This is a genomic window from Mesorhizobium sp. P2_F8, assembly GCF_056403655.1.
In genome coordinates this window covers 163,196-187,416 of sequence record NZ_JBFUFB010000009.1, presented here as the reverse complement: position 1 = coordinate 187,416, position 24,221 = coordinate 163,196, and the positions used below count along the sequence as shown (strand labels likewise).

Below are 24,221 nucleotides of genomic sequence, written 5' to 3'. Positions count from 1 at the left end.
TCTTGACAGCATCGCCTTGCGGGGACATGTGTCGCTCAATCTTTTTCTAGTCCAGGACGTTGTGGAAATGACCGATCACTATGATGTGGTTGTGGTAGGCGGCGGCCATGCGGGTTGCGAGGCGGCGAGCGCAGCGGCGCGCGCCGGCGCCAGCACCGCGCTTGTGACGCTGCGCTTCGACACGATTGGCGTGATGTCGTGCAATCCGGCAATCGGTGGCCTCGGCAAGGGCCATCTGGTTCGCGAGATTGATGCCATGGACGGGTTGATGGGTCGGGTGGCTGATGCCGCCGGTATTCAGTTCCGCCTGCTCAACCGTCGCAAGGGGCCAGCGGTGCGCGGGCCACGCACTCAAGCGGATCGCAAACTCTATCGCCTTGGCATGCAAGAAGCGATTCGGCTCCAGAACGATCTCGACGTGATCGAGGGTGAGGTTCTCGACTTCGAGATCGTCGATGGGCGGATTGCGGCTGTTCAGCTGGCCAACGGCCTGCGGCTCGCCTGTGGCGCCGTCGTTTTGACGACCGGGACCTTCCTGCGTGGCCTCATCCACATTGGCGACAAGAAGATCGTCGCCGGCCGCATGAACGAGCAGGCGAGCATCGGGCTGTCGGCGACCATGAGCCGCGTCGGTTTCCAGCTCGGCCGGCTGAAGACCGGCACGCCGCCACGGCTGGACGGGAAGACCATCGATTGGGCGTCTCTGGATCGCCAGGCGGCGGATGAGGATCCGGTGCCGTTCTCGCTGATGACCGATCGCATTGAAACACCGCAGATCGAGTGCGGCATCACCCGCACGACCGCGGCGACGCATGATTTGATCCGTGCCAATCTTGGCCGGTCGGCAATGTATTCCGGGTCGATCGAAGGTGTTGGGCCGCGCTATTGCCCGTCGATCGAGGACAAGATCGTCAAGTTCGGCGACCGGGACGGGCACCAGATTTTTCTCGAGCCGGAAGGGCTCGACGACGACACCGTCTATCCCAATGGTATCTCGACCTCGTTGCCGCAGGATGTGCAACTGGACATCCTGAAAACCATCCCAGGGCTGGAGCGAGCCGTCATGCTGCAGCCTGGCTATGCCATCGAGTATGATCATGTCGATCCGCGCGAGTTGACTACGGGGCTAGAGACCAGGCGCGTCAGTGGTCTCTTTCTCGCCGGGCAGATCAACGGCACCACCGGATATGAGGAGGCAGCGGGGCAAGGCTTGCTTGCCGGCCTCAATGCGGCGCGTTGTGCTGCCGGCAGCGAGCAGATCGTGCTCAGCCGGACCGAGGCCTATATCGGCGTGATGGTCGACGATCTGACCAGCCGCGGCATCAGCGAGCCTTACCGGATGTTCACCTCGCGAGCCGAGTTCCGGCTGTCGCTGCGCGCCGACAATGCCGATGAGCGGCTGACGCCCCTCGCAGCCAAGTTGGGGATCGCCTCTGCGCAGCGAATGCAGCGCTACGGCAATATGATGCAGCAGCTCGACGAAGCGCGTCAGCTGGCAGTGTCGCTGACCATGACCCCAAACGAGGCGGCGCGGCATGGACTCGAAATCAACCGGGATGGCGTGCGCCGCTCCGGCTATGAACTGCTGGCCTATCCCGGTGTCGACGTCGGCTGGCTGGCTGGCGTGGAGCCCAAGTTTGCGACGGTTGATGCCAAAACGGCCGAGCGCCTCGAAACGGAAGCTAAATATTCGGTCTATCTGGACCGGCAGAAGACGGATGTGGCGCAGATCCGGCATGAAGAGAGCCGGCTGATCCCGGAGACAGTCGATTTCGCCGGCGTGCCGGGGCTGTCCAACGAGCTGAAGCAGAAGATGCAGGCGCGACGGCCGCGCTCCATAGCCGATGCCCAGCGCATGGAAGGCATGACGCCGGCGGCGCTGGCGATCATTGTCGCGCATGTCCGCCATGAAGAGAGTGCGCAGAGGCCTGAGAGGGACGTTGCGTGAACTCTTTCTCCTGGAAGAGCCTGCAGGACGCGGCCGGTCCGGTTTCACGTGAAACATTCGACCGCCTGGTGACGTTCGAACAGATGTTTCAGAAATGGAACCGCAGCATCAACCTGGTTGCGCAGTCGACGGCAACCGACGTCTGGCAGCGTCACATCCTGGACAGCGCGCAGCTTGGGCGTATCGAGCCGACCGCGAATCACTGGGTCGATATCGGTTCGGGCGGCGGATTCCCGGGCCTTGTCATGGCCTTCCTGCTTGCCGAGCGCGATGGGGCGAGCATCGATCTGGTTGAAAGCAATCGCAAAAAGGCGTCGTTCCTGCAGACAGTCATCGGCCAGTTCGGCCTGCCGGCGCGGGTGGTCGCGCGCCGCATTGAAGACAGTCATGCGCTGGTCCCGGCGCCGCAGATCGTCACGGCGCGTGCCTTGGCCTCGCTTTCCATCTTGCTGGACCTGTCGGCGCCTTGGCTGACCTCAGGCGCGCGTGGCCTGTTCCACAAAGGCCGGGATTACCGCGCCGAAGTGCAAGAAAGCGTTCACCGATGGGCCTTCGATCTGGTAGAACATCCAAGCGTGACCGACCCACATGGCGTCATCCTCGAACTGTCGAATCTTCGACCTGTCTGATTTGCTCCAGGCGACCCAAAAATGAATTTCTGGCATAGATCCATGATGAAGAATGGCCCCCGAATCATCACCGTAGCCAACCAGAAGGGCGGCGTCGGCAAGACGACCACCGCCATCAATCTGGCCACTGCGCTGGCGGCGATCGGGGAAAAGGTGCTGATCGTTGACCTCGATCCGCAAGGCAATGCCAGCACCGGCCTCGGGATCGACCGCAAGGATCGGACGGTCTCGTCCTATGACGTGCTGACGGGCGAACTGGATCTGGAAGCCGCAGCGATCCCGACCGCGGTGCCCGGCCTGTCGATCGTGCCGTCGACGCTCGACCTGCTCGGCATCGAGATGGAAATTGCCTCGGCGCCAGACCGGGTGCTGCGGCTGCGCAACGCCTTGCGTGCCTCGGCCGACCGTTCGGCCGGTTTCGGCTATGTGCTGATCGACTGCCCGCCTTCGCTCAATCTTTTGACGCTGAACTCGATGGCCGCGGCCGATTCGGTTCTGGTACCGCTGCAGTGCGAATTCTTCGCGCTCGAAGGCCTCAGCCAATTGCTGGAAACCGTCGAGCAGGTGCGTCGTTCGATCAATCCGGATCTCACCATCCAGGGCATCGTGCTGACCATGTATGACGGCCGCAACAATCTCGCCAACCAGGTTGTCCAGGATGTGCGGGCGCATATGGGCGACAAGGTCTACGAGACCATTATTCCGCGCAATGTGCGGGTGTCCGAGGCGCCGTCCTACGGCAAGCCGGCGATCCTGTACGATCTGAAATGCTCGGGCAGCCAGGCCTATCTGCAACTCGCGTCGGAAGTGATCCGCCGCGAGCGCAAATTGCGCGCCGCTTGATTAGCCGAACGCTTAATTAAGAGCCGATTCGATACCGAAACGATCTGGAATGTAACTGGAAGTGTTATGAGCGAAGACCTTTCGAGAAAAAGACTGGGGCGGGGACTGGCAGCGTTGATCGGCGAGATCGATCGTCCTGCGGCACCCGAAAAGCCTGGGATGAGCGCCGACGGCAAGGTGCCGATAGAGTTCCTGACCCCAAATCCGAAGAATCCGCGACGGCATTTCGGCGAGGCCGAGCTCACCGACCTCGCCCACTCGATCCGCGAGCATGGCGTCGTACAGCCGGTGGTGGCGCGGCCGTCGCCGACACAGGCCGGCCGCTACGAGATCATCGCCGGCGAGCGGCGCTGGCGTGCGGCGCAACGCGCCGGGCTGAACGAGATCCCGGTCATCATCCGCGAGGTCAACGACCGCACCGCGCTCGAACTGGCGATCATCGAGAACGTCCAGCGCACCGACCTCAACGCGGTCGAGGAAGCGCTCGGCTACCAGCAGCTGATCGACGATCACGGCTACACCCAGGCTGATCTCGGCCAGGTGATCGGCAAGAGCCGCAGCCATGTCGCCAACACGCTCAGGCTCTTGAAACTGCCGGATGTGATCCGCGACATGCTGGTCGACGGCGCACTGTCGGCGGGCCACGCCCGCACGCTGGTGACCGCGGAGGATCCGGCCGGGCTTGCCAAGCGCATCGTCGAAGAAGGGCTATCGGTGCGCCAGGCGGAGGCGCTGGCGCAGATGCCGGCCGGCAGCACGACAAAGGAAGCCAAGCCGGCGGCAAGCCCGGAACAGAAGGACGCCGACACGCTGGCGCTGGAAAAGCTGTTGACCGATACGACCGGGATGATCGTGTCGATCGACCACAAGAGCAAAGGCGGCACGCTTCGTGTCGCGTATCGGTCGCTGGAGCAGCTCGACGAGCTGTGCCGCAGGCTGAAGCAGGCGCGGTAGTTAGCCGACAAATATTCTGATGGAAGGCTGATCTACCAAGGGCTCACTCAAATGGAATTCGCTCGTCATTCCAAGTGCTTGGTACGCCAGTGCCGCCCCTCACCTGCCTGCCGGCACCCTCTCTCCGTAAACGGGCGAGGGACGCTGTCATCAGCGGTTTCGACAATCGCCAACGTCGCAGGAATAGCGCCAGCGTAGCGGCCAGCCTCTTTCTCCCCGTTCACGGGAGAAATGCCCAGCAGGGCAATGAGGGGCGGCGCTGACCTCGACGGCTGAGCCGTCAGTCCCAAAACTACCGCTGCGCCAGCCGGCTGCTTTCCACCGCAATGCCAAGCAGTGCTTGGCGCGCCAGTGCGACGGAGAGATCCGGGCGCCGCCGCGTCTGCAGCACAGCGGTCTGCAGCCGGGTCAGCGCGCGACCGAGGGCTTCGCTGCTCCAGCGCTCCAGCGCTTTCTCCACCAGCTTGCGCCGCGAGAAAAAAACCGGCGGGCGGGCGGCGGCAACGACCGAGGCGGCGTTGCGGCCGGCAGACTCCATCTGGCCACGCATGGCCTGGATCGCCTGCAACTGCCGCATCGCCGAGGACAGCACCAGGAATGGCTGGCCGCCGGACTGGCAATGCCGGGTGAAGGCGGTGTCGAAATCGCGGACCTTACCTTCGAGCAGTGCGTCGACGGGGTCATCGAAAGAGGCGCCGGACACGTCACCTGACATCGCCCTGACCTCTTCCAGCCCGATCTCCTTCTGGCCATGGGCGTAGAGGATGAGCTTTTCGATCTCGCCGCGTGAGGCCAGCCGGTCGCCGCCGAGGTTGCGGCGCAGTGCCTGTCTTGCCTCCAACGTCATCGACATGCCGGCCTTGCGCAATTCATCGTCGATGACGGCATCGATGTCGCGGGCCTCGTCGGCATAGCAGGGCAGGGCCATGGCGTTGTCCGCCGCCTCGACGATGGCGCGCAGCCCGACGCCCTTCTTGAGATCGCCGGCCTCGATCAGGATGATGGCGTCGCGGGGCGACTCTGCGGTCAGCGCCTTGACGTCATCGGCCAACGCCTTCTGGCCGCTGGCGTTGCGCACCCACAAGAGGCGCCGGTCGGAAAACATCGGCACGGTGCGCGCCTCGTCGAGCAGCCGGCCCTCGTCGCGGTCAACCTCGGAGCCGTCGAGCCTGACCACCGAGAATGGATCGTCGAGCGGCAGGCCGGTCTTTTCGGCAAAGGCCTTGGCGCGCTCGGCGACGAGCCCGCGATCGGGGCCGTAAAGCAGGACGATCGAGATGCGCTGGTCCGGACGGGCCAGCCAGGAATCGACCTCGAAAGCTTTCTTCTGTGCCATGGGGGGTGGTYAGCATGATGCTGGGGCGGAGTGAACGGTTTCCAGCTTGGGTTTCCTCTCCCCCACCAAAGTGGGGGAGAGGTGGCTCGGCGAAGCCGAGACGGAGAGGGGGACTGCGCTCTACGAAAGCCCCCTCTCCGTTCGCTTCGCGGCCACCTCGCCCCCGGTTCGCGGGGGCGAGGAACCCAGGTCTTGCCACCAATCACCTTATCTGGCCGGAAACATTGCCCAACCTTGTTCCTAATTGCGCATCCCCGCCCAACATCGACAAGAAATTTCGCGGACATATCTTCATGTTGTGCCGGGGAGGCCGGCGCGGCTGGGACCGAGGCCTGAAGGCTTACCCAGACGAATTCGCACTGGTCTGGCGGCGCAGATATGCAAATATCCTTGGCCGGGGAAGTTTGGGCCAGGGAAATTTGGGGCCAGGCAACATTGGAGGACAAAGGTCATGGCCGATGCTGGGATGTTGCGTTTTCACGTTCCGGAGCCGGAAGTGCGGCCGGGCGGAACGCCTGACTTTTCCAACGTGCCCATCCCCAAGGCCGGCTCGGTGCCGCGCCCCGACATCGATGTCGATCCGCGCACCATCCGTGATTACGCCTTCTCAATCATCCGGGTGCTGAACCGCAATGGCGAAGCCGTCGGCCCTTGGGCAGGGCTGCTTTCCAGCGACGAGCTCCTGGCCGGCCTGCGCCACATGATGACGTTGCGAACCTTCGACGCGCGAATGCAGATGGCGCAGCGCCAGGGCAAGACGTCGTTCTACATGCAGCATCTGGGCGAGGAGGCCGTGGCCTGCGCCTTCCGCAAGGCGCTGGCGCCCGGCGACATGAATTTTCCGACCTATAGGCAGGCAGGCCTGCTCATCGCCGACGGCTATCCGATGGTCACGATGATGAACCAGATCTACTCCAACGAGGCCGACCCGCTGAAGGGCCGGCAACTGCCGATCATGTATTCGTCGAAGGAGCACGGCTTCTTCTCGATCTCCGGAAATCTGGCGACGCAGTATATCCAGGCGGTCGGCTGGGCGATGGCCTCGGCGATCTCGAACGATTCGAAGATCGCCGCCGCCTGGATCGGCGACGGCTCGACGGCAGAATCCGACTTCCATTCGGCGCTGGTGTTCGCCTCCACCTACAAGGCGCCCGTGGTGCTCAATGTTGTCAACAACCAATGGGCGATCTCGACCTTCCAGGGCATCGCGCGTGGCGGCTCAGGCACCTTCGCTGCCCGCGGCCTCGGCTTCGGCATTCCGTCGCTGCGCGTCGACGGCAATGATTATCTCGCCGTCCATGCGGTGGCCAAATGGGCGGCCGAGCGGGCGCGCAGCAATCTCGGGCCGACGCTGGTCGAATATGTCACCTACCGCGCCGGCGCGCATTCCAGCTCGGACGATCCCTCGGCCTACCGGCCAAAGACCGAATCCGACGCCTGGCCGCTCGGCGACCCGATCGTGCGGCTGAAGAACCACCTCATCCAGCTCGGTGTCTGGTCGGACGAGCGACATGCGCAGGCCGAGGCGGAAATCCTCGACGCGGTGATCGCGGCGCAGAAGGAAGCCGAAAGCCACGGCACGCTGCATGCCGGCGGCAAGCCGTCGACGCGCGACATGTTCGAGGGGCTCTATGCCGAGATGCCGCCGCATCTGCGGCGCCAGCGCCAGCAGGCGGGGGTCTGACCATGCCAAGACGGACTATGATCGAGGCGATCCGCGACGCCATGGATGTGTCGATGGGACGCGACGACAAAGTCGTCGTGTTCGGCGAGGATGTCGGCTTCTTCGGCGGCGTCTTCCGCTGCACGCAAGGTCTGCAGGCCAAGTACGGCAAGAGCCGCTGCTTCGATGCGCCGATCAACGAATCCGGCATTGTCGGCTCGGCCATCGGCATGGCCGCCTACGGGCTGAAGCCATGCGTGGAAATTCAGTTTGCCGACTACATGTATCCGGCCTACGACCAGCTGACCCAGGAAGCGGCACGGCTGCGTTACCGCTCGAACGGGGATTTCACCTGCCCGATCGTGGTGCGCATGCCGACCGGCGGCGGCATCTTCGGCGGCCAGACGCATAGCCAGAGCCCGGAAGCGCTGTTCACCCATGTGTCGGGGCTGAAGACAGTGGTGCCATCCAACCCGCATGACGCCAAGGGGCTGTTGATAGCGGCGATCGAGGATCCCGATCCGGTGATCTTCCTCGAGCCGAAGCGGCTCTACAACGGGCCGTTCGACGGCCATCATGACCGGCCGGTGACGCCCTGGTCGAAGCATGAGCTGGGTGAGGTCGCCGACGGCCACTACACCGTGCCGCTTGGCAAGGCGGCGATCCGCCGGCCGGGCTCGGCGGTCACGGTGCTTGCCTACGGCACCATGGTCTATGTCGCGCAGGCAGCCGTCGCGGAGACCGGCATCGATGCCGAGATCATCGATCTCAGGACGCTTTTGCCGCTCGACCTCGACGCCATCGTCGCTTCGGTCAAGAAGACCGGGCGCTGCGTCATCGTGCATGAGGCGACGCTGACCTCCGGTTTCGGTGCCGAGCTGTCGGCGCTCGTGCAGGAAAACTGCTTCTACCATCTGGAGGCGCCGGTGGCGCGGGTCGCCGGCTGGGACACCCCTTACCCGCATGCGCAGGAGTGGGACTATTTCCCCGGTCCGGCGCGCGTCGGCCGGGCGCTGCTGGAAACCATGGGAGCTTAAGATGGGCGAACACATCATCAAGTTGCCCGATGTCGGCGAAGGCGTCGCCGAGGCAGAGCTCGTCGAATGGCACGTCAAGATCGGCGATATCGTGCGCGAGGACACCGTGCTTGCCGCGGTGATGACCGACAAGGCGACGGTCGAGATTCCGTCGCCGGTCGACGGCGAAATCCTTTGGCTGGGCGCCGAGATCGGCGACACGGTGGCGATCGGCTCGCCGATCGTGCGGTTGAAGGTGGCGGGCGAGGGCAATGTGAAGCCGCAGGGCGGCGACGTTGAAGTGGTGGCAGCCGAGCCGCCGGCGAAGCTGCCGACCCCGAAGCCCGAAACTCCCGAGCCAGCCGCGAAGGCGCCGCCAAAGGCAGGCGGGACAGACGTGAAACCTGCACCCGCCGTCTCGAAAAGCCCGCGGCAGCCGTCCGTCTCCGGCGCGCCGCGTCCCGAGGGCGAAAAGCCGCTGGCGTCGCCCGCGGTCCGCCTGCGGGCAAAGGAGGCCGGCATCGATCTCAGGCAAGTTGCCGGAAGCGGCCCGGCCGGCCGCATCGGCCACGAGGACATCGAAGCCTTCCTGGCGCGCGGACCCCAGGTCGCGAAAACATCAGGCCTCGCCCGCAACGATACCGTCGAGGACATCAAGGTGGTGGGGCTGCGGCGCAAGATCGCCGAGAAGATGACGCTGTCCAAATCGCGCATCCCGCACATCACCTATGTCGAGGAGATCGACGTCACCGCGCTGGAAGAATTGCGCGCAGCGCTGAACAAGGAAAAGCGCGTGGCCAAGGGGGAGCGGCCGAAGCTGACGTTGCTGCCGTTCCTGATGCGGGCGATGGTCAAGGCGATAGCAGACCAGCCCAATCTCAATTCGCTGTTCGACGACGAGGCCGGCATCATCCACCAGCATGGTGGCATCCATATCGGCATAGCCGCGCAGACGCCGTCGGGGCTGGTGGTGCCGGTGGTAAAGCATGCCGAGGCGCGCGACATCTGGGAGTGCGGCGCCGAGGTGATCAGGCTTGCCGAGGCGGCCAAGTCCGGCACCGCGACACGCGACGAGCTGTCCGGCTCGACCATCACCATCACCTCGCTCGGTGCCATGGGCGGCGTGGCGACGACGCCTGTCATCAACCATCCGGAAGTGGCGATCATCGGCGTCAACAAGATGATGGTGCGGCCGGTCTGGGACGGCACCCAGTTCATGCCGCGCAAGATGATGAACCTGTCCTCCAGCTTCGACCACCGCGTCATTGACGGCTGGGACGCCGCCGTCTTCATCCAGCGCATCAAGACGTTGCTGGAAACGCCGGCGCTGATTTTTGTGGATTGAAGGAACGATCGAGATGCCGGCGGGACAGCGCCCCCCTCTGCCTTGCCAGGCATCTCCCCCACGAGGGGGGAGATCGGACGTCACACCGGCTTTCGCCAATTTTCGCCGCTTGAGGAGTGAGCGGAGCGCCGATGCAGCCGATCTCCCCCCTCGTGGGGGAGATGTCCGGCAGGACAGAGGGGGGCGCGAAGGATCTCGACGGAGTGTTCTTTCCGATCCAGCGCGACAACGAGTTAGGATGCCACGATGAAAGAAATCTCCTGCAAGCTGCTCGTCATCGGCGCCGGTCCTGGTGGCTATGTCTGCGCCATCCGTGCCGGCCAGCTCGGCGTCGATACGGTGATCGTCGAGGCCGGCAAGCCGGGCGGCACTTGCCTCAATGTCGGCTGCATCCCTTCCAAGGCGCTGATCCATGCGGCGGAGGAGTTCGAGAAGGTGTCCCACATGGTGGGCGGCAACAGCCCGCTCGGCATCTCGGTCACCGCTCCCGTGCTCGATCTTGCGAGGACCGTCGCCTGGAAGGACGGCATCGTCAGCCGGCTCAACAGTGGCGTCGCCGGCCTGCTCAAGAAGGCTGGGGTCAAGACCGTGCATGGCTGGGCGACGTTTCGTGACGGCAAGACGGTCGCGGTCGAGACCGAGACTGGCGTGCAGGTGATCCGCGCCGAGACGATCGTCATGGCCACTGGTTCGGCGCCGGTCGAGCTGCCGTTCCTGCCGTTCGGCGACACGGTGATTTCGTCCACCGAAGCGCTGGCCCTGAGCGAAGTGCCGAAGAAGCTCGCGGTCGTCGGTGGTGGCTATATCGGCCTCGAGCTCGGCATCGCCTTCGCCAAGATGGGCGCTGAGGTGACCGTGGTCGAGGCCTTGCCGCGCGTGCTGGCGCAGTACGATGCCGAGTTGACGCGGCCGGTGGTCAAGCGGCTCGCCGCGCTCGGCATCGAGGTGATGACAGGCGCCAAGGCCAAGGGGACCAAGGGCGGCGCGCTGCTGGTCGAGACATCGGACGGCAAGAGCGCCAAGATTGCCGCCGACAAAATCCTGGTCACCGTCGGCCGAAAGCCCGTGACCGAAGGTTGGGGGCTCGACCAGATCGACCTCGACATGGCGGGAAAGTTCATCCGCATCGACGACCAGTGCCGCACCTCGATGCGTGGCATCTTCGCCATCGGCGATGTCACCGGCGAGCCGATGCTGGCACACCGGGCGATGGCGCAAGGCGAGATGGTCGCCGAGATCCTTGCCGGCCACAAGCGCAGCTGGGATAAGCGCTCAATTCCCGCCGTCTGCTTCACCGATCCCGAGCTGGTGACGGCCGGCCTGTCGCCGGAGGAGGCCAAGGTGTCGGGCGGCGAGATCAAGATCGGCATGTTCCCGTTTGCCGCCAACGGCCGGGCGATGACGAAGCTTGGCGAAGACGGTTTCGTCCGTGTCGTTGCCCGCGCCGACAATCATCTGGTGCTCGGCATCCAGGCAGTCGGCCAGGGCGCGTCGGAACTGGCGGCGGCCTTTGGGCTGGCGCTGGAAATGGGTGCGCGGCTGGAGGATATCGCCGGCACCATCCATGCCCATCCGACGCAAGGCGAAGGCTTCCAGGAAGCGGCCCTCAAGGCGCTGGGGCACGCGCTGCATATATGAGGCGGTGGCTTTCCTCTCCCCCGATCGACGGGGGAGAGGAACGGCGCGAACCTCCAGGCATCCTTCCTCCTGCAGCCGACTCCCTCAGGGAGAGAAGTAAGGGCGGCTCCTCAGCTCGCGAGCCGGCTCACCATCTCATGCTGCGCATAGGCGCGGCCAAAACGGTTGGCGAGGAAGGCGTCGAGCGCGATGTCTTCCTGCTTGACGAAGCCGGTCGCGGGCAAAGTCCCGTCGGCCAGCATGTCGAGCACGGCGCAGATGCCGGAGGCGGTGGTGATCTGGATGGCGCTGCGCACCACGTCGCCGACGCGCTTGGAATAGATCTTGTTGGCGTAGGTTTCCTGCAGCAGGCGGCCGTTCTTGCGGCCCGAGACGGTGACGAAGACGATGACCACATCCTGCAGCGTCGCCGGCAAGGAGCTTTCAAAGATGTCCTTCAGCACGTCGCGGCGGTGGCGCAGGCCAAGGTCGTTGAGCAGCGCCTTCATGATCGCGGCATGGCCGGGATAGCGGATGGTGCGGTAGTTCAACGTGCGCACCTTGCCCTTCAGCGTTTCGGCCAGCGTGCCCAGCCCGCCCGAGGTGTTGAACGCCTCGTAGGTGACGCCGTCGAGCGAGAACTCCTCGCGCTCCTCCAGCGGCGGCACTTCGATCAGCTCCCCCTCGACGATCGCCTCGCAAGGTTCGCAATATTCGTTGATGACGCCGTCGGTGCTCCAGGTCAGATTGTAGTTCAAGGCATTCGACGGGTATTGCGGCAGCGCGCCGACGCGCATGCGCACGCTTTCCAGCGAATCGAAGCGGCTGGCGAGATCGTTGGCGACGATCGAGATGAAGCCCGGCGCCAGTCCGCATTGTGGGATGAAGGCGCTCTTGCCCGAAAGCGCCAGCTGCTTGACCCGCCTGGTGCTGACGACGTCCTCGGTGAGGTCGAGATAGTGCACGCCGGCGTTTGCCGCTGCCTCGGCGATGCGCGTGGTCAGGTGGAAGGGGGCGGCGCTGAGCACCGCGAACTTGCCGGCCAAGGCCGCCTCGAGCGCGCCCGATGCCTCGATGTCGAGTTCCAGCGTGGCAACCGTGCCCGGCAGTTCGGCCGCAGCGAGTTGGGCCGCCGAGCGGTCGACCAGGGTGACGTGGTAGTCACCGGTGGCGGCGAGCATTTCGGCAATGGTCGAGCCGATCTTGCCGGCGCCGACAACAACAATTTTCTTCATGAAACGTCCCTCACCCAAAAGCTGAACCTGAGCACATTGTTTTGTGCATGTCGTTTGTCCCAAAACCGCCGCGCACTTTTGGGAGACATGCATCAGAATCGCAGCTTGCCCGTCGAAAGGAAGCGTGGAATTGTTCGAAACGAAACTCTGATTGTGCATTATGCCGAATGGAATCGTCGAAATGCTCAGTGAAGCCGAACAGGCCCTGCTCTCCCTGCTGCGCGACAATGCGCGTGCCTCGACCGCCGAACTTGCGCGCAAGCTCGGTGTCTCGCGCACGACGGTGCAGAGCCGGATCGAACGGCTGGAGCAGCGCGGCATCATCACCGGCTACGGCGTCCGGCTGGCGCCGGACTACGAGCAGGGGCTGGTGCGGGCGCATGTGCTGCTCACCGTGACGCCGAAGCTCGCCGACAAGGTGGTGCGCGGCCTGCAGGCGCTGGCGCCGGTGAGGACACTGCATTCGGTCAGCGGCAATTTCGACATGATCGTCACCGTCGACGCGCCATCGATCCGGGACCTCGATATGCTGCTCGACCAGATCGGCGCCATGGACGGGGTCGAGCGAACCTTGTCGTCGATCATCCTGTCGACCCGCATCGACCGCTGATCTGACTCGGTGGAGCCGGGTCTTTCAGGACCCAAGCCGGATCGCCGGCTAACCAAATGCCAGCGGAACGCTCACCACCACGGCGAGGCCCGGCCGGCAATCCTCAAGGGCGATCGATGCGCCATGCAGGTCTGCGATGGCCCTGACAAGGCTAAGGCCGAGGCCGCTGCCCGGTGTGGACCGGCTGTGGTCAAGCCGGTAGAGCCGCTGGAACACTTTCTCGCGCTCGTCCGGAGGAATGCCGGGTCCATTGTCGGCGACGCTGGCGACAACGCGATCGCCCTGGCGCGTCACCGACAGCTTGATGGTTGTGCCGGGCGGGCAATGGCGGAGCGCATTCTCCACCAGATTGGCGAACATCTGCGTCAGCAATTCGCGATCGCCATGGATCCGGTTCGCGGTTTCGTTCAGTTTGGTCGACGACAGCACCTTGCCGTCGTCCTCGGCCACGTCGGTGTAGATCTCGGCGATGGTTTGCAGGATTTCGCCGAGTGCGACATCGGTAAAGCGCGCCCTGCGGGCGCCGGCCTCGATCTGGGCGATGCGCAGCAGCGCATCGAAGGTCTCGTTGATCTGGTGACCCTCGGCGCGCGCCTCGGCCAGATCGTCGGAGACCTCCCGGCCCTGCGCGGCCCCGGCGGCGGCGCCTTCCAGGATCATCTGCAGGCGGTTGAGCGGCGTCTTCAGGTCGTGGGCGATGTCGGCGCTGACCTGTTTCATGCCTTCGACCAAAGCCGACAGCCGGTCGAGCGCCGCATTGACCTGGCGGGAGACGATGTCGATGTCGTCGTCCTTGCCGGTCAGCGGGATGCGGGTATCCAGCCGTCCATGCGAGACGTCCACCATGGTGGCGGCGATGCCGTCGAGCCGGCGCTGGACGCGCGAGGCGAGCAGCGCGCCGCCGGCGACCGCCAGCCCGGTGATGATCAGCGTCGCCCAGCCGAAGCTCATCAGCATGATCGTTTCCAGTTCCTCGGTCTCGGACAGGCTGAAGGCGACCGTCAGATTGTTGCCGCCAATCGAGCCGGAATAGGCACGGTATTCAGCGCCGGGCGGCACGCCGGGCATTTCGGCGTTGAACATCGAGAAGCCGTCGGGAAGTCCAGCTGCCGTGAAATTGCCGGCCAAGCGAATCCCGGCTGCGTCGGTCAGCGAAAACAGCTGTTCCTTCTTCGGGCTGCGCATGGAGTGGCTTTCGATGGTCTCGACAAGCTCCTTGAGATCCTTGTCGGCATAGGTCGCCGCGATGACCGCGTAGGTTTCCTTGATGGTGTCGTCGAGTTGCTCGGCAAGATCGGCGCTCATCATCTGGTAGACGATGGCGCCCGACAGCACGAAGGCGAGCATGAACAGGAAGGCGAACGTCAGGGCGAGCCGGAATGGCGTGCTGCGCAGCAGGCGGGGCCATGCTCCGGTCATGGCGCTGCGTGCAGACTGTAGCCGGTGTTGCGGACGGTGTGGATAAGCTGGGTTTCGAAAGGCTTGTCGATCTTGGCCCGCAGCCGGCTGATATGGGTTTCGACGACGCTGGTCTTGGGGTCGAAGTGAAAATCCCAGACGCGCTCCAGAAGCATGGTGCGGGTGATCACGCGTCCTTCGCCGCGCATCAGCACCTCCAGCAGGCTGAACTCCCTTGGCTGCAGGTCGATCGGCTGGCCCTGACGCGTGACGCGGCGCATGATCAGGTCCATTTCGAGGTCGGCAACCCGCAAAACGGTCTTCTGCTCCTGCGCGGCCGGCCGGCGGCCAAGCGCGTTGATGCGGGCGAGAAGCTCGGAAAAGGCGAAGGGCTTGACGAGATAGTCGTCGCCGCCGGCCTCGAGCCCCTCGACGCGGTCGTCGACGCCGCCGACCGAGGTGAGGAAGATCGCCGGTGTGCGCACGCCTGCTGCGCGTACCGCCTTGATCATCGACAGGCCGTCGAGATCAGGGATCATGCGATCGGCTATGATCACGTCATAGCTGCCGCTAGTCGCCGCGAAAAGCGCATCGTGGCCGTTGCGCAGCAGGTCACAGACATGGCCGGCCTCGGTTAATCCTCGGACGATGTAATCGGCCGTCCTGTGGTCGTCCTCGACAAGCAGAAGTCGCATGGCTGTTCCGGTTTGTGGCCGATTTCGGTGAGAGGCTAGCACCGGCATGGGCCCGTTCCTAGGATGTCGCGAGGCTGCTTCCATACGGCGCCGCCAAATCGATGCAGCGGTACGGAATTCTGCTCCGCTGCATCCTTCGGCCAATCTCGCGGCATGGATCCTCGGGTCTGCGCTGCGTCGCTGCGCTCCTTGCTCCGCCCGTGGATGACGAAGCGATGGGCGTTCCGGCTGATCGCCCAGGTATGTGGACCGTCAATGCAAGCGACCCGACAAGACTTCGCCTAGTCCGATTCCAGCAGGATTTCGTCGGCCTCGTCGGCGGTTTTCTTGAGCGTCATGTAGAGAACGAGACCAATGATGCTGCCAAGGAAGATCAGGCTGGTGAAAATGGTGCCGAAACCCAGGCCGCCATATTCGACTGGCTGCGACAAGAGATCGCCGAAGGAGGCGCCAAGCGGCCGTGTCAGGATATAGGCGAGCCAGAAGGCCAGGATGCCGTCGAGATGAAGCAGGTACCAGGCAAGCGCGATGAGCGCGATGACGCCGCCGAACAGCAGGCCTGACGTCAGGTAGCCCATGTCGAAGCTCTCGGCGACAAGGTCGCCGGCGGCGGTGCCGAGCGAGAAGGTGAACAGGATCGCCAGCCAGTAAAAGATCTCGCGCCTGGTGGTGACGATGGTGTGGATCGACAGCGTTCGCTCGCTGGCGTACCACACGGCGAATGTCGCGGCGAGCGCCACCGAGAAGGCGATGGTCGTCGTCTGCAGGCGTACGCCGAAATTGTCGACCAGATTGTCTGTAATCAGCGTGCCGACGATGCTGATCAGCACCACCGCCAGCCAGTAGGCCCAGGGCACGTAGCGCTTCTGCGCGAACTGCAGGACAAGGGCGACGACCAGGATGCCGGTCATGACCAGCGAGGTGACGGTCAGGCCGAGGCCGAGGTTGACGGCGAGATAGTCGGCCGCCGTTTCTCCCATGGTCACCGCCATCAGCTTGATCAGCCAGAAATCGACCGTGACCTCCGGGACCCTGTTGTGGCTGGGAACTGCGGGATTTGGCGTAGTGGGAGAAAGCATGGCGGACGTCCTGCGGCTGGTGGTTCGCGGCACTATTTGCCCATGACCTTCATGGCCTGGGCGAAGAACTCGTCGGCGCGCTTGTCGTCGTCGGCGTTGCAGCGTTCGATGCCCTTGGCCTCCAGTTCCGAGACCTTCGCCTTGTCCGCGGCGCTGAGCGTGGCCGCCGCCTCCGCCGCACGAAGGGTCTTCAGCGTATCCTCGCAAGGCGCGGTGGCGGCAAACACGGAGGAAACCGGACTGGACAAGGCGAGGGTGACCAGTGCGATGGCTAGCGCAAATCGTCTCATGAGATGTTTCCCTGTTTGATGCCGGTTGCGGCAATTGAATTCGGCCCGGTGGTGGCCGATCCGACACCAGCACAATAGGGAAGCGAGTTCACGCTCGCCTGTCCGGCGGCTTACAAATTCGTAAGAATGGGCTGGGGCCGCGCGAAAAGCCTTTACGAACGCCTCGCGGTGCGCTGATAGAATGCCGTACGCCTTGCATCCGCCATCAATGGGGTGGCCCAGTGCCCCCAGGTTGCCGGACGCCCGGTTGCCAGGCCCCAGGAAACACGATGACCTACGCTACCCTAAAGCCGGTTTCTCGGGCCTTCAACCAGCGCAAGCGGCTGATCTTCGTGCGGGCGGCGGCTGTGCTGGCTGTGCTGCTTCTGTTTCTCACAAAACCGGCGCTTAGCGAAGGCTCGAACGGGCACGAGACGCTCGAACTCTTCGGCTTCTGCCTGGTGCTGGTCTGCGTCGTCGGACGGCTGTGGAGCATCCTCTATGTCGGCGGCAAGAAGAACGAGGAACTGGTCTCGACCGGACCATTTTCGATTACCCAGAACCCGCTCTACTTTTTCTCGACGGTCGGCGCGGTTGGGGTCGGATTGCTCTACGGCTCGTTGCTGGCCGCCGTCGCGCTTGGCCTTGCCAGCTTCTTCATCTTCCGCGTCACGGCGCGCAAGGAAGCCGGATTCCTGCTTGGCAAGTTCGGCCCGACCTACCTTGCCTATGTCAAGAACACCCCCCGGTTCTGGCCAAATCCGCTTCTGTATCATGACCATGACCAAATGCAGTTCTCGACGCTGGCGCTGAAGCGCACGTTCTATGACGGGCTCTATTTCCTCGCCATCTTCCCGGCCATCGAACTGGTCGAGCATTTCCGGGCGACCGGCCTGCTGTTCCCGGCCTTCGTCACGATCTACTGATCAGCGGCGCAGCGCCGCTCAACCAGCGCTACGAGCCGCCAAGCGGATGCGGCATGTAGCCGACGAAGCCCGCAATCTTCCAGCTGCCGCCGACCTTGGTGCAGAAATACAGCGTCTGCCATTTCAGCCTGTCGACGCTGCCGTCGGCCTTGGCGACCGAACCGTCGAATTTCTTGTGCAGCACGGCGCGGTCGCCGTCGACATCGATGTCACGCATGTTGGTGACGCGAAACAGCGCTTCGCGCAGCGGCTCGGCGAATTTCGTCGCCGCGGTCTCCTTGGCCTGGCGCAACCACTCGTCGCGATAGACCTCCAGCCGCGGGAACTGCAGCCTCCAGGCGTCGGCATTGCTAAGGAAATGCGCATGCATGCCGAAGAAGCTCGAGGCCACGAAATCATCCTCGACCATCGACCAGTCCTGGCCGATGAAGGCGTCGATGTCGCGCCGCACCAGCATTTCCCAGAGCGCGTGGCGGTCGGCATCGCCGGCCGGAAACGGGTTCTTGTCGTAGGGCATTTTTTCACTCTCTCCGGGTCACAAATGCGTCTATCGTCTCGGCTTCAAAGCAGCCTGACGGCGCGCACGATGCAAGCGCTTCTGTAATAAAGCAACACGGATTCCGTGAAAATGTTGCTTTCCAACAGAGCCCCTATGAGGATCGCCCCGATCGCGGTAAATGTCGATCGAAGTGAGCGCTCCCCATGGCGCTCCGTCACGCCATCAGAGGAGGCCATCCCTTGCCGAAGCAGTGTTTTGGAACGTCGCATGTGCCGCTGTCGCCGGCCGTACGCGCCGGCGATTTCGTCTATGTCTCGGGCCAGGTTCCCGTCGGCAGCGACGGCATCGTGGTCAAGGGCGGCATAACGGAACAGACCGAACAGGTGCTCGCCAATGTAAAGGCCGCGCTGGCGCTGGCCGGCTGCACCCTGGACGATGTCGTCAAGACCACGGTCTGGCTTGAGGACGCGCGCGATTTCGGCGCCTTCAACGCGGCCTACGCCAGGCATTTCCCGAAGAACCCGCCGGCCCGCACCACAGTCGAGTCGCGGCTGATGATCGACATCAAGATCGAAGTCGAGGCCGTCGCCTACCGGCCGGTCTAAGTCCCGAGGCGGCAAGACAACGAGACGGAGGTTACCTCAATGCAATTCGACCTCCTGCTGAAGGGCGGACGGCTGATCGACCCGGCATCCGGGCTCGATGCGCCGCGCGATGTCGCCGTCGCCAATGGCCGCATTGCCGCGGTCGTTGTCGATATCCCGGCCGACCGCGCCGCGCAGGTCGTCGATGCCGTCGGCTGCATCGTTACACCGGGCCTCGTCGACCTGCACAGCCACGTCTATTGGGGCGGCACGTCGCTCGGCGTCGATGCCGACCGACTGGCCGCCAAAAGCGGCACCACCACCTTCATCGATGCGGGCAGTGCGGGCGCGGGCAATTTCCTCGGCTTCCGCCGCCATGTCATGGAGCGCTCGAAGGTGCGCATCCTGGCCTATGTCAACATTTCCTTTGCCGGCATCTTCGGCTTCTCGCAGACGGTTTCGGTAGGCGAGTGCAGCGATCTCAGGCTGTGCGAGCCGCGCGAGGTCGTGGCCGCGGCGCGCGAACACCGCGACGTCGTGGTCGGTGTCAAAGTTCGCTCCGGCCGCCACGCCGGCGGCACCAGCGGCATCGCCCCGGTCGATCTGGCGCTGGAAGCCGCCGACCAGGCCGGCCTGCCGCTGATGGCGCATATCGACGAGCCGCCGCCCGGCCGCTCGGAAGTGCTGCCGCGCCTGCGCAAGGGCGACATCCTCACCCACTGCTTCCGGCCGTTCCCCAACGCGCCGGTGTTCGCCTCCGGCGCGGTGCGGCCTGACATGCGGCTGGCGCGCGAGCGCGGCGTCATCTTCGACCTCGGCCATGGCATGGGCTCGTTCGATTTCGCGGTCGCGCGGGCCATGCTCGAGGAAGGGCTGGCGCCCGACGTGATCAGCAGCGACGTCCATCTCTACTGCGTCGACGGGCCAGCCTTCGACATCCTGGTCTGCATGTCGAAGCTTTTGGCGCTCGGTATGCCGCTGGTCGAGGTTCTACGCGCGGCGACACAAGCCCCGGCGCAGGCGATTGCCAGGCCTGACCTCGGCACGCTGGCGGTCGGCACAGTCGGCGACGTCGCCGTGCTGCGGCAGCGCCCGGGTCGCTTTACCTTTGTCGACGCGGTCGGCGCCTCGCTGGTCGCCGACCAACGGCTGGTCTGCGAAGGCATCGCCATCGGCGGCACCTGGTGGCCGAACGAGGCGGTCAACAATGCCAGCGAGACCGAGCGTTTCGAGGCGCATCCCACGCATACGCATGTCGAGGTGGCGGCGCGGCACTTTGGGCATCGGCACGAGTGATGAGAGCCAATCTCCCCCACGTGGGGGAGATCGGGCGTCACCGTCCGGCGTTGCTGAAAGCCCCATAGACGGTCGTCTCAATCCCCTCCATGCGCGCCTTGATCTGCAGCGCCACATATTTCGAATAGAAGCGAGACAGTGCCAGATTGCCGCCGTGGAACCACAGCGCTTGCTGAGCAGTCGGCTTCCACATGTTGCGCAACTCGCCTTGCCAGGGTCCGGGATCGCCCTTCACGCCGGAGCCAAGCCCCCAGCACGGGCCGACCTTGTCGGCGACCTGGCGCGAGACGATCGCGGCCACCGTCTCGTTCATCGACTGAAAACCGGTGCAGGCGACGATCGCGTCGGCGGCAAGCTCGCTGCCGTCCTCGAAAAGGATGCCGGTCGGCGTCAGCGATTTGATGGCGACGCCGCTGCGCACGCCGATCTCGCCGTCGATGATCAGGTCGGAAGCGCCGACATCGATGTAATAGCCGGAGCCGGTGCGGTAGGCCTTCATCAGCAGACCGGTCTCGTCATCGCCGAAATCGATGGCGAAGCCGGCGGCGCGCAGGCGGTCGTAGAAGGTCGCGTCGCGCGCCTTGATCACCTCGTAGAGCGCCTGCTGGCCCTTCGGCACCAGCGCGAAGGGCGTCGAGGCGACGATCATGTCGGCCTTCTCGGTGGTGATGCCGCGCGCCAGCGCGTTCTCCGAAAAGATCTCGAAGCCAACTTCCATCAGCGTGTCCGACTTGACCACTGTGGTCGGCGAGCGCTGGATCATGGTGACCTCCGCACCGCTCTCCCAGAGGTCGACGCTGACATCATGCCCCGAGCTTGCCGCGCCGATGACGGCGACCTTCCTGCCGCGGAATTTCTCGCCGCTGGAGTACTGGCTGGAGTGCAGCAACTCGCCCTTGAATTGATCGGCGCCCGGCAGATCGATCTGCCGCGGGGGGCCATACGCGCCGGTGGCAAACACGATGTGCTTCGGCTTCAGCGTGATGTGGCGGCCGACGCGGTCGACGACGACGGTCCAGACCTTTTCGGCCTCGTCATAGGACGCGCTGAGGCACTTCGTGGCGACCCAGTAGTTGAGCTCCATGACGCGCGTGTACATTTCCAGCCAGTCGCCCATCTTGTCCTTGGGCGTGAACACCGGCCAGTTTTCCGGGAACGGAATGTAGGGCAGATGATCGTACCAGACCGGATCATGCAGCACGAGTGTCCGGTAGCGGTTGCGCCAGGAATCGCCGGGGCGCGCGTTCTTCTCGATGACGATGGTGGGCACGCCGAGTTGCCTGAGCCGCGCGCCCAGCATGATGCCGCCTTGGCCGCCGCCGATGACAAGGCAATAGGGTTGTTCGCCGGCGCCGAGGTCGCGCGTCTCGCGCGCCCGCGCCTCCGTCCAGGTCTCGCGGCCGGGGTCGGCCTTGTGGCGCACGCCCAGCGGCCGCGCGGGTCCCTTGCGCTCCTCGAACCCTTTCAGGTCGGTCATTGCGGTGAACAGCGTGCGGCAGCGGCCATCGCGCAGGCGCATGACGCCCTGGCCACGCGCCGATGCGGTCTCGAAGCTGAACCAGGCCTCGACAGTGCCCTCGTCCGAGGTCGCCTCGCCGGTCAGCTGCCAAGCCGTCGGCTTCGTCGCCGCCAGCGTCGACGCGAGCATATCGGCGATCGCCCCGCGTCCTTCCATGGTCGTGATGTTCCAGGTGAAGGTCAGGAGATCGCGCCAGTAGCAGTCGTCGACGAACAGGCTGCTTGCCGCCGCCATATCGCCCGCTTCGAGCGCCTTGGCAAAGGAGCCGAGCCATGCGGCCGCCTGTTTCGATGGTGCCATGTCGAGCATTTCTTCCCTCTTGCCGCAAAGGCGCCGAACACGGCGCGAAAACTCAATTATCGACCTTGGCGCATCGCGCTGTGGAGCGCTACTCCCGCAGTGAACAACGACCAGGACCAGATCCGCCCTCGCTAACCAATCGTCTCCAGCCGTCTTGGCAAGCGGTTCATGGCAACCGGCCCGTCCGGCGTGATCACGAACTGGTCTTCGAGATTGAAGCTGGCGAGGCCGTCGATGTAGAGCGGAATCTCGAAGGCCAACACCATGCCGGCTTCGATCACGACATCGCTGTCGGCCGCAATGAACGGCCATTGTTCGGAAAAGACAGACTGGCCGACGCCATGGCCGAAATGACCGCGGTGGTAGCAGCGCAGCCCTTGCCGCGCCAGGCTGTCGCTGGCGACGCGGTGCACATGACCCAGCGAGGTTCCCGGAACAAGGGCTGCCACCCCATCCTCGAAGGCCTGCTCGGCGATGGCATGCAGTTCGGCCTGTTCGGCGGATGGCGACCCGAAAATGAAGTTGCGCGACATGTCGGAGGCGTAGCCGCCGACGGTGCAGACCATGTCGCACTTCAGCGGGTCGCCAGGCATTGCCCTGGCATCGGCGCCTTTGGCCCGGGCGCCCAGCGTCATGTATTCGGCGGTAGCAACCGGAAGCGACAGGCCGGCCGCGGCCGAGGCAACGCCGTCCCGGTAGAGCGCGACGAGATCGGCCTGGCGCATGCCGGCCATTGCATCCACCTGCAGCCGGTCCAGCCCGGCTTCCGACAGGATGATGCCTTGCTGGAGAAGCTCGATCTCGCGTTGCGACTTCACTGCCCGCAACCGATCGAGAACCTCCGAACCGTCGACCATCGAACAGCCCGGCAGTATCGCCTGCAGGACCGAGAAATCTGCGACGGCAATGAAATCGAGATCAACGCCGATGGTCGCGCGGTCAAGCCCGAAGCCTGTCAGGATCTGCTTCAGCTCGCGGGCGGAACTGGCCAGGTCGAATGTTGCTGGCCGGGAAAAGTCGGGCGACCGGCCAGAGGATGCTAGGCCGGCCTCGACGCGTTGCGCCAGCGTATGGCCAGTGGTCGAGACGTCGAGCGTGGCGGTTTCGATCCAGATCGGGTGGCTGCGGACCACGGCGTCCGGCAATGCCGCCTGCAGCTGAGCCGCGTTGAAATCCGCCACCACGACGCCGATCGGCAGGTCTTGCCGGGCCGGGATGACGACGAAGCCGGCGCCGGCCCGCCGGAACAGTCCGGCCGGGCCGACCCAGGCACCGGTCGCATAGTGGAATGCCTCGGGCGCACAGAGCACCAGCGCCTGCAGGCCAGCGCGTTCCATCAGTTGCGTCGCGCGCAGGCGGTCGACAAACCCCGTCATGTATTCTTCTCCGGATGTCCGAAGCGGCAACGGAGCATTCCGGGTACGGACAATCAAGCCGGTTTCATAGGCGGAGGTGCGCGGAACATGCGCGATGTTGGCGGGACAGCACCCCCTTCTGGCCTGCCGGCCATCTCCCCCGCAAGGAGGGAGATCGGCAGCTTGGGCGCCCCGCTTACTCCTGGGACGATGATGATTGGCGAAATCTCCCCCCTTGCGGGACAGATGGCCGGCAGGGCAGAGGGGGTGGGAAGGATCGCGTCAGAACAACTTTCAGTTTTGCCCACAGCATTGGTCGGCGGGCGTTGAGCTTCGCGTCAAGCCGGCGTCAGCACCCCCGCTACTTGATGGATTCCAGCTTGGCGACGGCAGCCGTGAAGCCAGCGAGCGATACCGGGATGGTGACCGGCTTGCGGGTGACCGATTCCATGCCGATGTTCAGGTTGGTTCCCGACTTCATGGTCTTGATGATATCCGCTGACAGCGGCGTGGCGGCATAGGCGCCGTTCTGGTCGCTGGTCTGGATGGCGAGCACTGTCTTCTGGCCCTGGTCGATCTGGAACGAGGCGCCGGACGGCAGGAACAGCCCATGCGGCAGCGCGAGCAGCATGGCCAGGCCGCCATTGCCGTTGTCGCGGCGCACGGTCACGGTCAGCACGCGCTGTCCGGACTTGGCTTCGGTCAGGTTCTGCGACACCTGGCACTGAAGCTCGGCGGTTGCCGAGCCGCTCGAGCAGTTCACCGCCCACGGATTGGCATCGGCAGGTTTTGCATTGGCATCGGCAGGCTTCGGCTGGGCCGGCTTGGCGTCTTCGGTAAGGGCCGGTCCTGCCGCCGACAGGACCAGCCACAGGGCGGCTGAACTTGCGATCATTAGATTAGCTAGAGCTAAACTTGATGACATTTTCTTTAGGCCCCGCATTCTTTCTTTCCCCGTCAGGTATTTTCATCGATGGGGTTTGATACAACACTCGGGACTGTTTCGGAAGCTAGGCCGGCGCCAAGAAAGCCGGCAAAAGTACTGTGACCTTTCGGACACACGAAAGAAAATTGGAGGAAACCCCTAGAAATCGTAGGAGCCGAG

22 protein-coding genes are annotated in these 24,221 nt (G+C 64.4%); 12 read left to right on the top strand and 10 right to left on the bottom strand.

What is annotated here, in order from left to right; all coding sequences use genetic code 11:
* Nucleotides 1-67 precede the first annotated feature (67 nt).
* The 4 genes from mnmG to AC1DZP_RS22660 all read left to right on the top strand — a co-directional run bounded on the left by mnmG (nucleotide 68) and on the right by AC1DZP_RS22660 (nucleotide 4,374).
* The gene (gene mnmG / locus AC1DZP_RS22675; RefSeq protein WP_477305509.1) at nucleotides 68-1,948 is read left to right on the top strand and encodes a tRNA uridine-5-carboxymethylaminomethyl(34) synthesis enzyme MnmG; all 1,881 of its coding nucleotides are present in this window, start codon (nucleotides 68-70) and stop codon (nucleotides 1,946-1,948) included.
* Nucleotides 1,945-2,577: a 16S rRNA (guanine(527)-N(7))-methyltransferase RsmG gene (rsmG, locus tag AC1DZP_RS22670; RefSeq protein WP_477305507.1), complete on the top strand. Its 633-nt coding sequence runs from the start codon at nucleotides 1,945-1,947 to the stop codon at nucleotides 2,575-2,577. Before mnmG ends, rsmG begins: the two co-directional genes overlap by 4 nt.
* 42 nt (nucleotides 2,578-2,619) lie before the next feature.
* Entirely contained in the window at nucleotides 2,620-3,420 is an 801-nt protein-coding gene (locus tag AC1DZP_RS22665; protein WP_095084379.1) for a ParA family protein, read from the top strand.
* Between the two features lie 66 nt (nucleotides 3,421-3,486).
* Nucleotides 3,487-4,374, top strand: coding sequence for a ParB/RepB/Spo0J family partition protein (locus AC1DZP_RS22660; protein ID WP_477305505.1), 888 nt, complete (start codon nucleotides 3,487-3,489; stop codon nucleotides 4,372-4,374).
* A gap of 292 nt (nucleotides 4,375-4,666) precedes the next feature.
* Here the strand turns inward: AC1DZP_RS22660 and holA are convergent, their stop codons facing one another.
* Nucleotides 4,667-5,710: a DNA polymerase III subunit delta gene (gene holA / locus AC1DZP_RS22655; RefSeq protein ID WP_477305503.1), complete on the bottom strand. Its 1,044-nt coding sequence runs from the start codon at nucleotides 5,708-5,710 to the stop codon at nucleotides 4,667-4,669.
* Between the two features lie 451 nt (nucleotides 5,711-6,161).
* On the opposite strand from holA, the gene AC1DZP_RS22650 reads away from it, so the two are divergent.
* The 4 genes from AC1DZP_RS22650 to lpdA all read left to right on the top strand — a co-directional run bounded on the left by AC1DZP_RS22650 (nucleotide 6,162) and on the right by lpdA (nucleotide 11,372).
* Complete coding sequence (locus tag AC1DZP_RS22650) at nucleotides 6,162-7,394, top strand: thiamine pyrophosphate-dependent enzyme (protein ID WP_477305501.1); 1,233 nt, start codon at nucleotides 6,162-6,164, stop codon at nucleotides 7,392-7,394.
* Nucleotides 7,395-7,396: 2 nt separating this feature from the next.
* The gene (locus AC1DZP_RS22645) at nucleotides 7,397-8,410 is read left to right on the top strand and encodes an alpha-ketoacid dehydrogenase subunit beta (RefSeq protein WP_095083894.1); all 1,014 of its coding nucleotides are present in this window, start codon (nucleotides 7,397-7,399) and stop codon (nucleotides 8,408-8,410) included.
* Nucleotide 8,411: 1 nt separating this feature from the next.
* The gene (locus tag AC1DZP_RS22640) at nucleotides 8,412-9,734 is read left to right on the top strand and encodes a dihydrolipoamide acetyltransferase family protein (protein ID WP_477305499.1); all 1,323 of its coding nucleotides are present in this window, start codon (nucleotides 8,412-8,414) and stop codon (nucleotides 9,732-9,734) included.
* Nucleotides 9,735-9,980: 246 nt separating this feature from the next.
* Nucleotides 9,981-11,372, top strand: a complete 1,392-nt coding sequence (gene lpdA, locus AC1DZP_RS22635; protein WP_477305498.1) for a dihydrolipoyl dehydrogenase — start codon at nucleotides 9,981-9,983, stop codon at nucleotides 11,370-11,372.
* Between the two features lie 110 nt (nucleotides 11,373-11,482).
* Here lpdA and AC1DZP_RS22630 read toward each other — a convergent pair whose 3' ends face one another.
* Complete coding sequence (locus tag AC1DZP_RS22630) at nucleotides 11,483-12,586, bottom strand: saccharopine dehydrogenase family protein (RefSeq protein WP_477305496.1); 1,104 nt, start codon at nucleotides 12,584-12,586, stop codon at nucleotides 11,483-11,485.
* A 181-nt stretch (nucleotides 12,587-12,767) separates the two neighbouring features.
* Between AC1DZP_RS22630 and AC1DZP_RS22625 the strand changes: the two genes are divergently transcribed.
* Nucleotides 12,768-13,196 carry an Lrp/AsnC family transcriptional regulator gene (locus tag AC1DZP_RS22625; RefSeq protein WP_457153068.1) on the top strand — a complete coding sequence of 143 codons (429 nt, stop codon included), beginning with the start codon at nucleotides 12,768-12,770 and terminating at the stop codon, nucleotides 13,194-13,196.
* Between the two features lie 48 nt (nucleotides 13,197-13,244).
* On the opposite strand, the gene AC1DZP_RS22620 is transcribed toward AC1DZP_RS22625, so the two are convergent.
* From AC1DZP_RS22620 to AC1DZP_RS22605, 4 genes are all read right to left on the bottom strand, one after another.
* Nucleotides 13,245-14,615: a sensor histidine kinase gene (locus AC1DZP_RS22620; protein ID WP_477305494.1), complete on the bottom strand. Its 1,371-nt coding sequence runs from the start codon at nucleotides 14,613-14,615 to the stop codon at nucleotides 13,245-13,247.
* Entirely contained in the window at nucleotides 14,612-15,289 is a 678-nt protein-coding gene (locus tag AC1DZP_RS22615; RefSeq protein ID WP_477280631.1) for a winged helix-turn-helix domain-containing protein, read from the bottom strand. Before AC1DZP_RS22615 ends, AC1DZP_RS22620 begins: the two co-directional genes overlap by 4 nt.
* 281 nt (nucleotides 15,290-15,570) lie before the next feature.
* Nucleotides 15,571-16,368 (bottom strand): COG4705 family protein, encoded by a 798-nt coding sequence (locus tag AC1DZP_RS22610; RefSeq protein WP_477224788.1) that lies wholly within the window; start codon nucleotides 16,366-16,368, stop codon nucleotides 15,571-15,573.
* Nucleotides 16,369-16,400: 32 nt separating this feature from the next.
* Complete coding sequence (locus tag AC1DZP_RS22605) at nucleotides 16,401-16,658, bottom strand: hypothetical protein (RefSeq protein WP_477305491.1); 258 nt, start codon at nucleotides 16,656-16,658, stop codon at nucleotides 16,401-16,403.
* A 269-nt stretch (nucleotides 16,659-16,927) separates the two neighbouring features.
* Here AC1DZP_RS22605 and AC1DZP_RS22600 point away from each other — a divergent pair, with 269 nt between their 5' ends.
* Nucleotides 16,928-17,563 carry a methyltransferase family protein gene (locus AC1DZP_RS22600; RefSeq protein ID WP_477305489.1) on the top strand — a complete coding sequence of 212 codons (636 nt, stop codon included), beginning with the start codon at nucleotides 16,928-16,930 and terminating at the stop codon, nucleotides 17,561-17,563.
* Nucleotides 17,564-17,591: 28 nt separating this feature from the next.
* Here AC1DZP_RS22600 and AC1DZP_RS22595 read toward each other — a convergent pair whose 3' ends face one another.
* Nucleotides 17,592-18,080 carry a hypothetical protein gene (locus tag AC1DZP_RS22595; RefSeq protein WP_477305487.1) on the bottom strand — a complete coding sequence of 163 codons (489 nt, stop codon included), beginning with the start codon at nucleotides 18,078-18,080 and terminating at the stop codon, nucleotides 17,592-17,594.
* A 185-nt stretch (nucleotides 18,081-18,265) separates the two neighbouring features.
* On the opposite strand from AC1DZP_RS22595, the gene AC1DZP_RS22590 reads away from it, so the two are divergent.
* On the top strand, nucleotides 18,266-18,667 hold the full coding sequence (locus AC1DZP_RS22590; RefSeq protein WP_477305485.1) for a RidA family protein: 402 nt from the start codon (nucleotides 18,266-18,268) through the stop codon (nucleotides 18,665-18,667).
* Nucleotides 18,668-18,706: 39 nt separating this feature from the next.
* The gene (locus AC1DZP_RS22585) at nucleotides 18,707-19,942 is read left to right on the top strand and encodes an amidohydrolase/deacetylase family metallohydrolase (protein WP_477305483.1); all 1,236 of its coding nucleotides are present in this window, start codon (nucleotides 18,707-18,709) and stop codon (nucleotides 19,940-19,942) included.
* Nucleotides 19,943-19,979: 37 nt separating this feature from the next.
* On the opposite strand, the gene AC1DZP_RS22580 is transcribed toward AC1DZP_RS22585, so the two are convergent.
* From AC1DZP_RS22580 to AC1DZP_RS22570, 3 genes are all read right to left on the bottom strand, one after another.
* Entirely contained in the window at nucleotides 19,980-21,770 is a 1,791-nt protein-coding gene (locus AC1DZP_RS22580; RefSeq protein ID WP_477305481.1) for an NAD(P)-binding domain-containing protein, read from the bottom strand.
* 122 nt (nucleotides 21,771-21,892) lie between these two features.
* The gene (locus AC1DZP_RS22575) at nucleotides 21,893-23,137 is read right to left on the bottom strand and encodes a M24 family metallopeptidase (RefSeq protein ID WP_477305479.1); all 1,245 of its coding nucleotides are present in this window, start codon (nucleotides 23,135-23,137) and stop codon (nucleotides 21,893-21,895) included.
* 340 nt (nucleotides 23,138-23,477) lie between these two features.
* Nucleotides 23,478-24,011 carry an invasion associated locus B family protein gene (locus AC1DZP_RS22570; protein ID WP_477305477.1) on the bottom strand — a complete coding sequence of 178 codons (534 nt, stop codon included), beginning with the start codon at nucleotides 24,009-24,011 and terminating at the stop codon, nucleotides 23,478-23,480.
* Between the last annotated feature and the right edge of the window lie 210 nt (nucleotides 24,012-24,221).

What these genes read in the sequence shown, in the direction of transcription:
- lpdA (WP_477305498.1), top strand. Translation starts at nt 9,981, where the DNA reads ATGAAAGAAATCTCCTGCAAGCTGCTCGTCATCGGCGCCGGTCCTGGT.
- AC1DZP_RS22580 (WP_477305481.1), bottom strand. Translation starts at nt 21,770, where the DNA reads ATGCTCGACATGGCACCATCGAAACAGGCGGCCGCATGGCTCGGCTCC.
- AC1DZP_RS22575 (WP_477305479.1), bottom strand. Translation starts at nt 23,137, where the DNA reads ATGACGGGGTTTGTCGACCGCCTGCGCGCGACGCAACTGATGGAACGC.
- AC1DZP_RS22605 (WP_477305491.1), bottom strand. Translation starts at nt 16,658, where the DNA reads ATGAGACGATTTGCGCTAGCCATCGCACTGGTCACCCTCGCCTTGTCC.
- AC1DZP_RS22600 (WP_477305489.1), top strand. Translation starts at nt 16,928, where the DNA reads ATGACCTACGCTACCCTAAAGCCGGTTTCTCGGGCCTTCAACCAGCGC.
- AC1DZP_RS22590 (WP_477305485.1), top strand. Translation starts at nt 18,266, where the DNA reads ATGGCGCTCCGTCACGCCATCAGAGGAGGCCATCCCTTGCCGAAGCAG.
- AC1DZP_RS22615 (WP_477280631.1), bottom strand. Translation starts at nt 15,289, where the DNA reads ATGCGACTTCTGCTTGTCGAGGACGACCACAGGACGGCCGATTACATC.
- AC1DZP_RS22640 (WP_477305499.1), top strand. Translation starts at nt 8,412, where the DNA reads ATGGGCGAACACATCATCAAGTTGCCCGATGTCGGCGAAGGCGTCGCC.
- holA (WP_477305503.1), bottom strand. Translation starts at nt 5,710, where the DNA reads ATGGCACAGAAGAAAGCTTTCGAGGTCGATTCCTGGCTGGCCCGTCCG.
- AC1DZP_RS22585 (WP_477305483.1), top strand. Translation starts at nt 18,707, where the DNA reads ATGCAATTCGACCTCCTGCTGAAGGGCGGACGGCTGATCGACCCGGCA.
- AC1DZP_RS22620 (WP_477305494.1), bottom strand. Translation starts at nt 14,615, where the DNA reads ATGACCGGAGCATGGCCCCGCCTGCTGCGCAGCACGCCATTCCGGCTC.
- AC1DZP_RS22610 (WP_477224788.1), bottom strand. Translation starts at nt 16,368, where the DNA reads ATGCTTTCTCCCACTACGCCAAATCCCGCAGTTCCCAGCCACAACAGG.
- AC1DZP_RS22570 (WP_477305477.1), bottom strand. Translation starts at nt 24,011, where the DNA reads ATGATCGCAAGTTCAGCCGCCCTGTGGCTGGTCCTGTCGGCGGCAGGA.
- AC1DZP_RS22595 (WP_477305487.1), bottom strand. Translation starts at nt 18,080, where the DNA reads ATGCCCTACGACAAGAACCCGTTTCCGGCCGGCGATGCCGACCGCCAC.
- AC1DZP_RS22630 (WP_477305496.1), bottom strand. Translation starts at nt 12,586, where the DNA reads ATGAAGAAAATTGTTGTTGTCGGCGCCGGCAAGATCGGCTCGACCATT.
- AC1DZP_RS22645 (WP_095083894.1), top strand. Translation starts at nt 7,397, where the DNA reads ATGCCAAGACGGACTATGATCGAGGCGATCCGCGACGCCATGGATGTG.
- AC1DZP_RS22660 (WP_477305505.1), top strand. Translation starts at nt 3,487, where the DNA reads ATGAGCGAAGACCTTTCGAGAAAAAGACTGGGGCGGGGACTGGCAGCG.
- mnmG (WP_477305509.1), top strand. Translation starts at nt 68, where the DNA reads ATGACCGATCACTATGATGTGGTTGTGGTAGGCGGCGGCCATGCGGGT.
- AC1DZP_RS22665 (WP_095084379.1), top strand. Translation starts at nt 2,620, where the DNA reads ATGATGAAGAATGGCCCCCGAATCATCACCGTAGCCAACCAGAAGGGC.
- AC1DZP_RS22625 (WP_457153068.1), top strand. Translation starts at nt 12,768, where the DNA reads ATGCTCAGTGAAGCCGAACAGGCCCTGCTCTCCCTGCTGCGCGACAAT.
- AC1DZP_RS22650 (WP_477305501.1), top strand. Translation starts at nt 6,162, where the DNA reads ATGGCCGATGCTGGGATGTTGCGTTTTCACGTTCCGGAGCCGGAAGTG.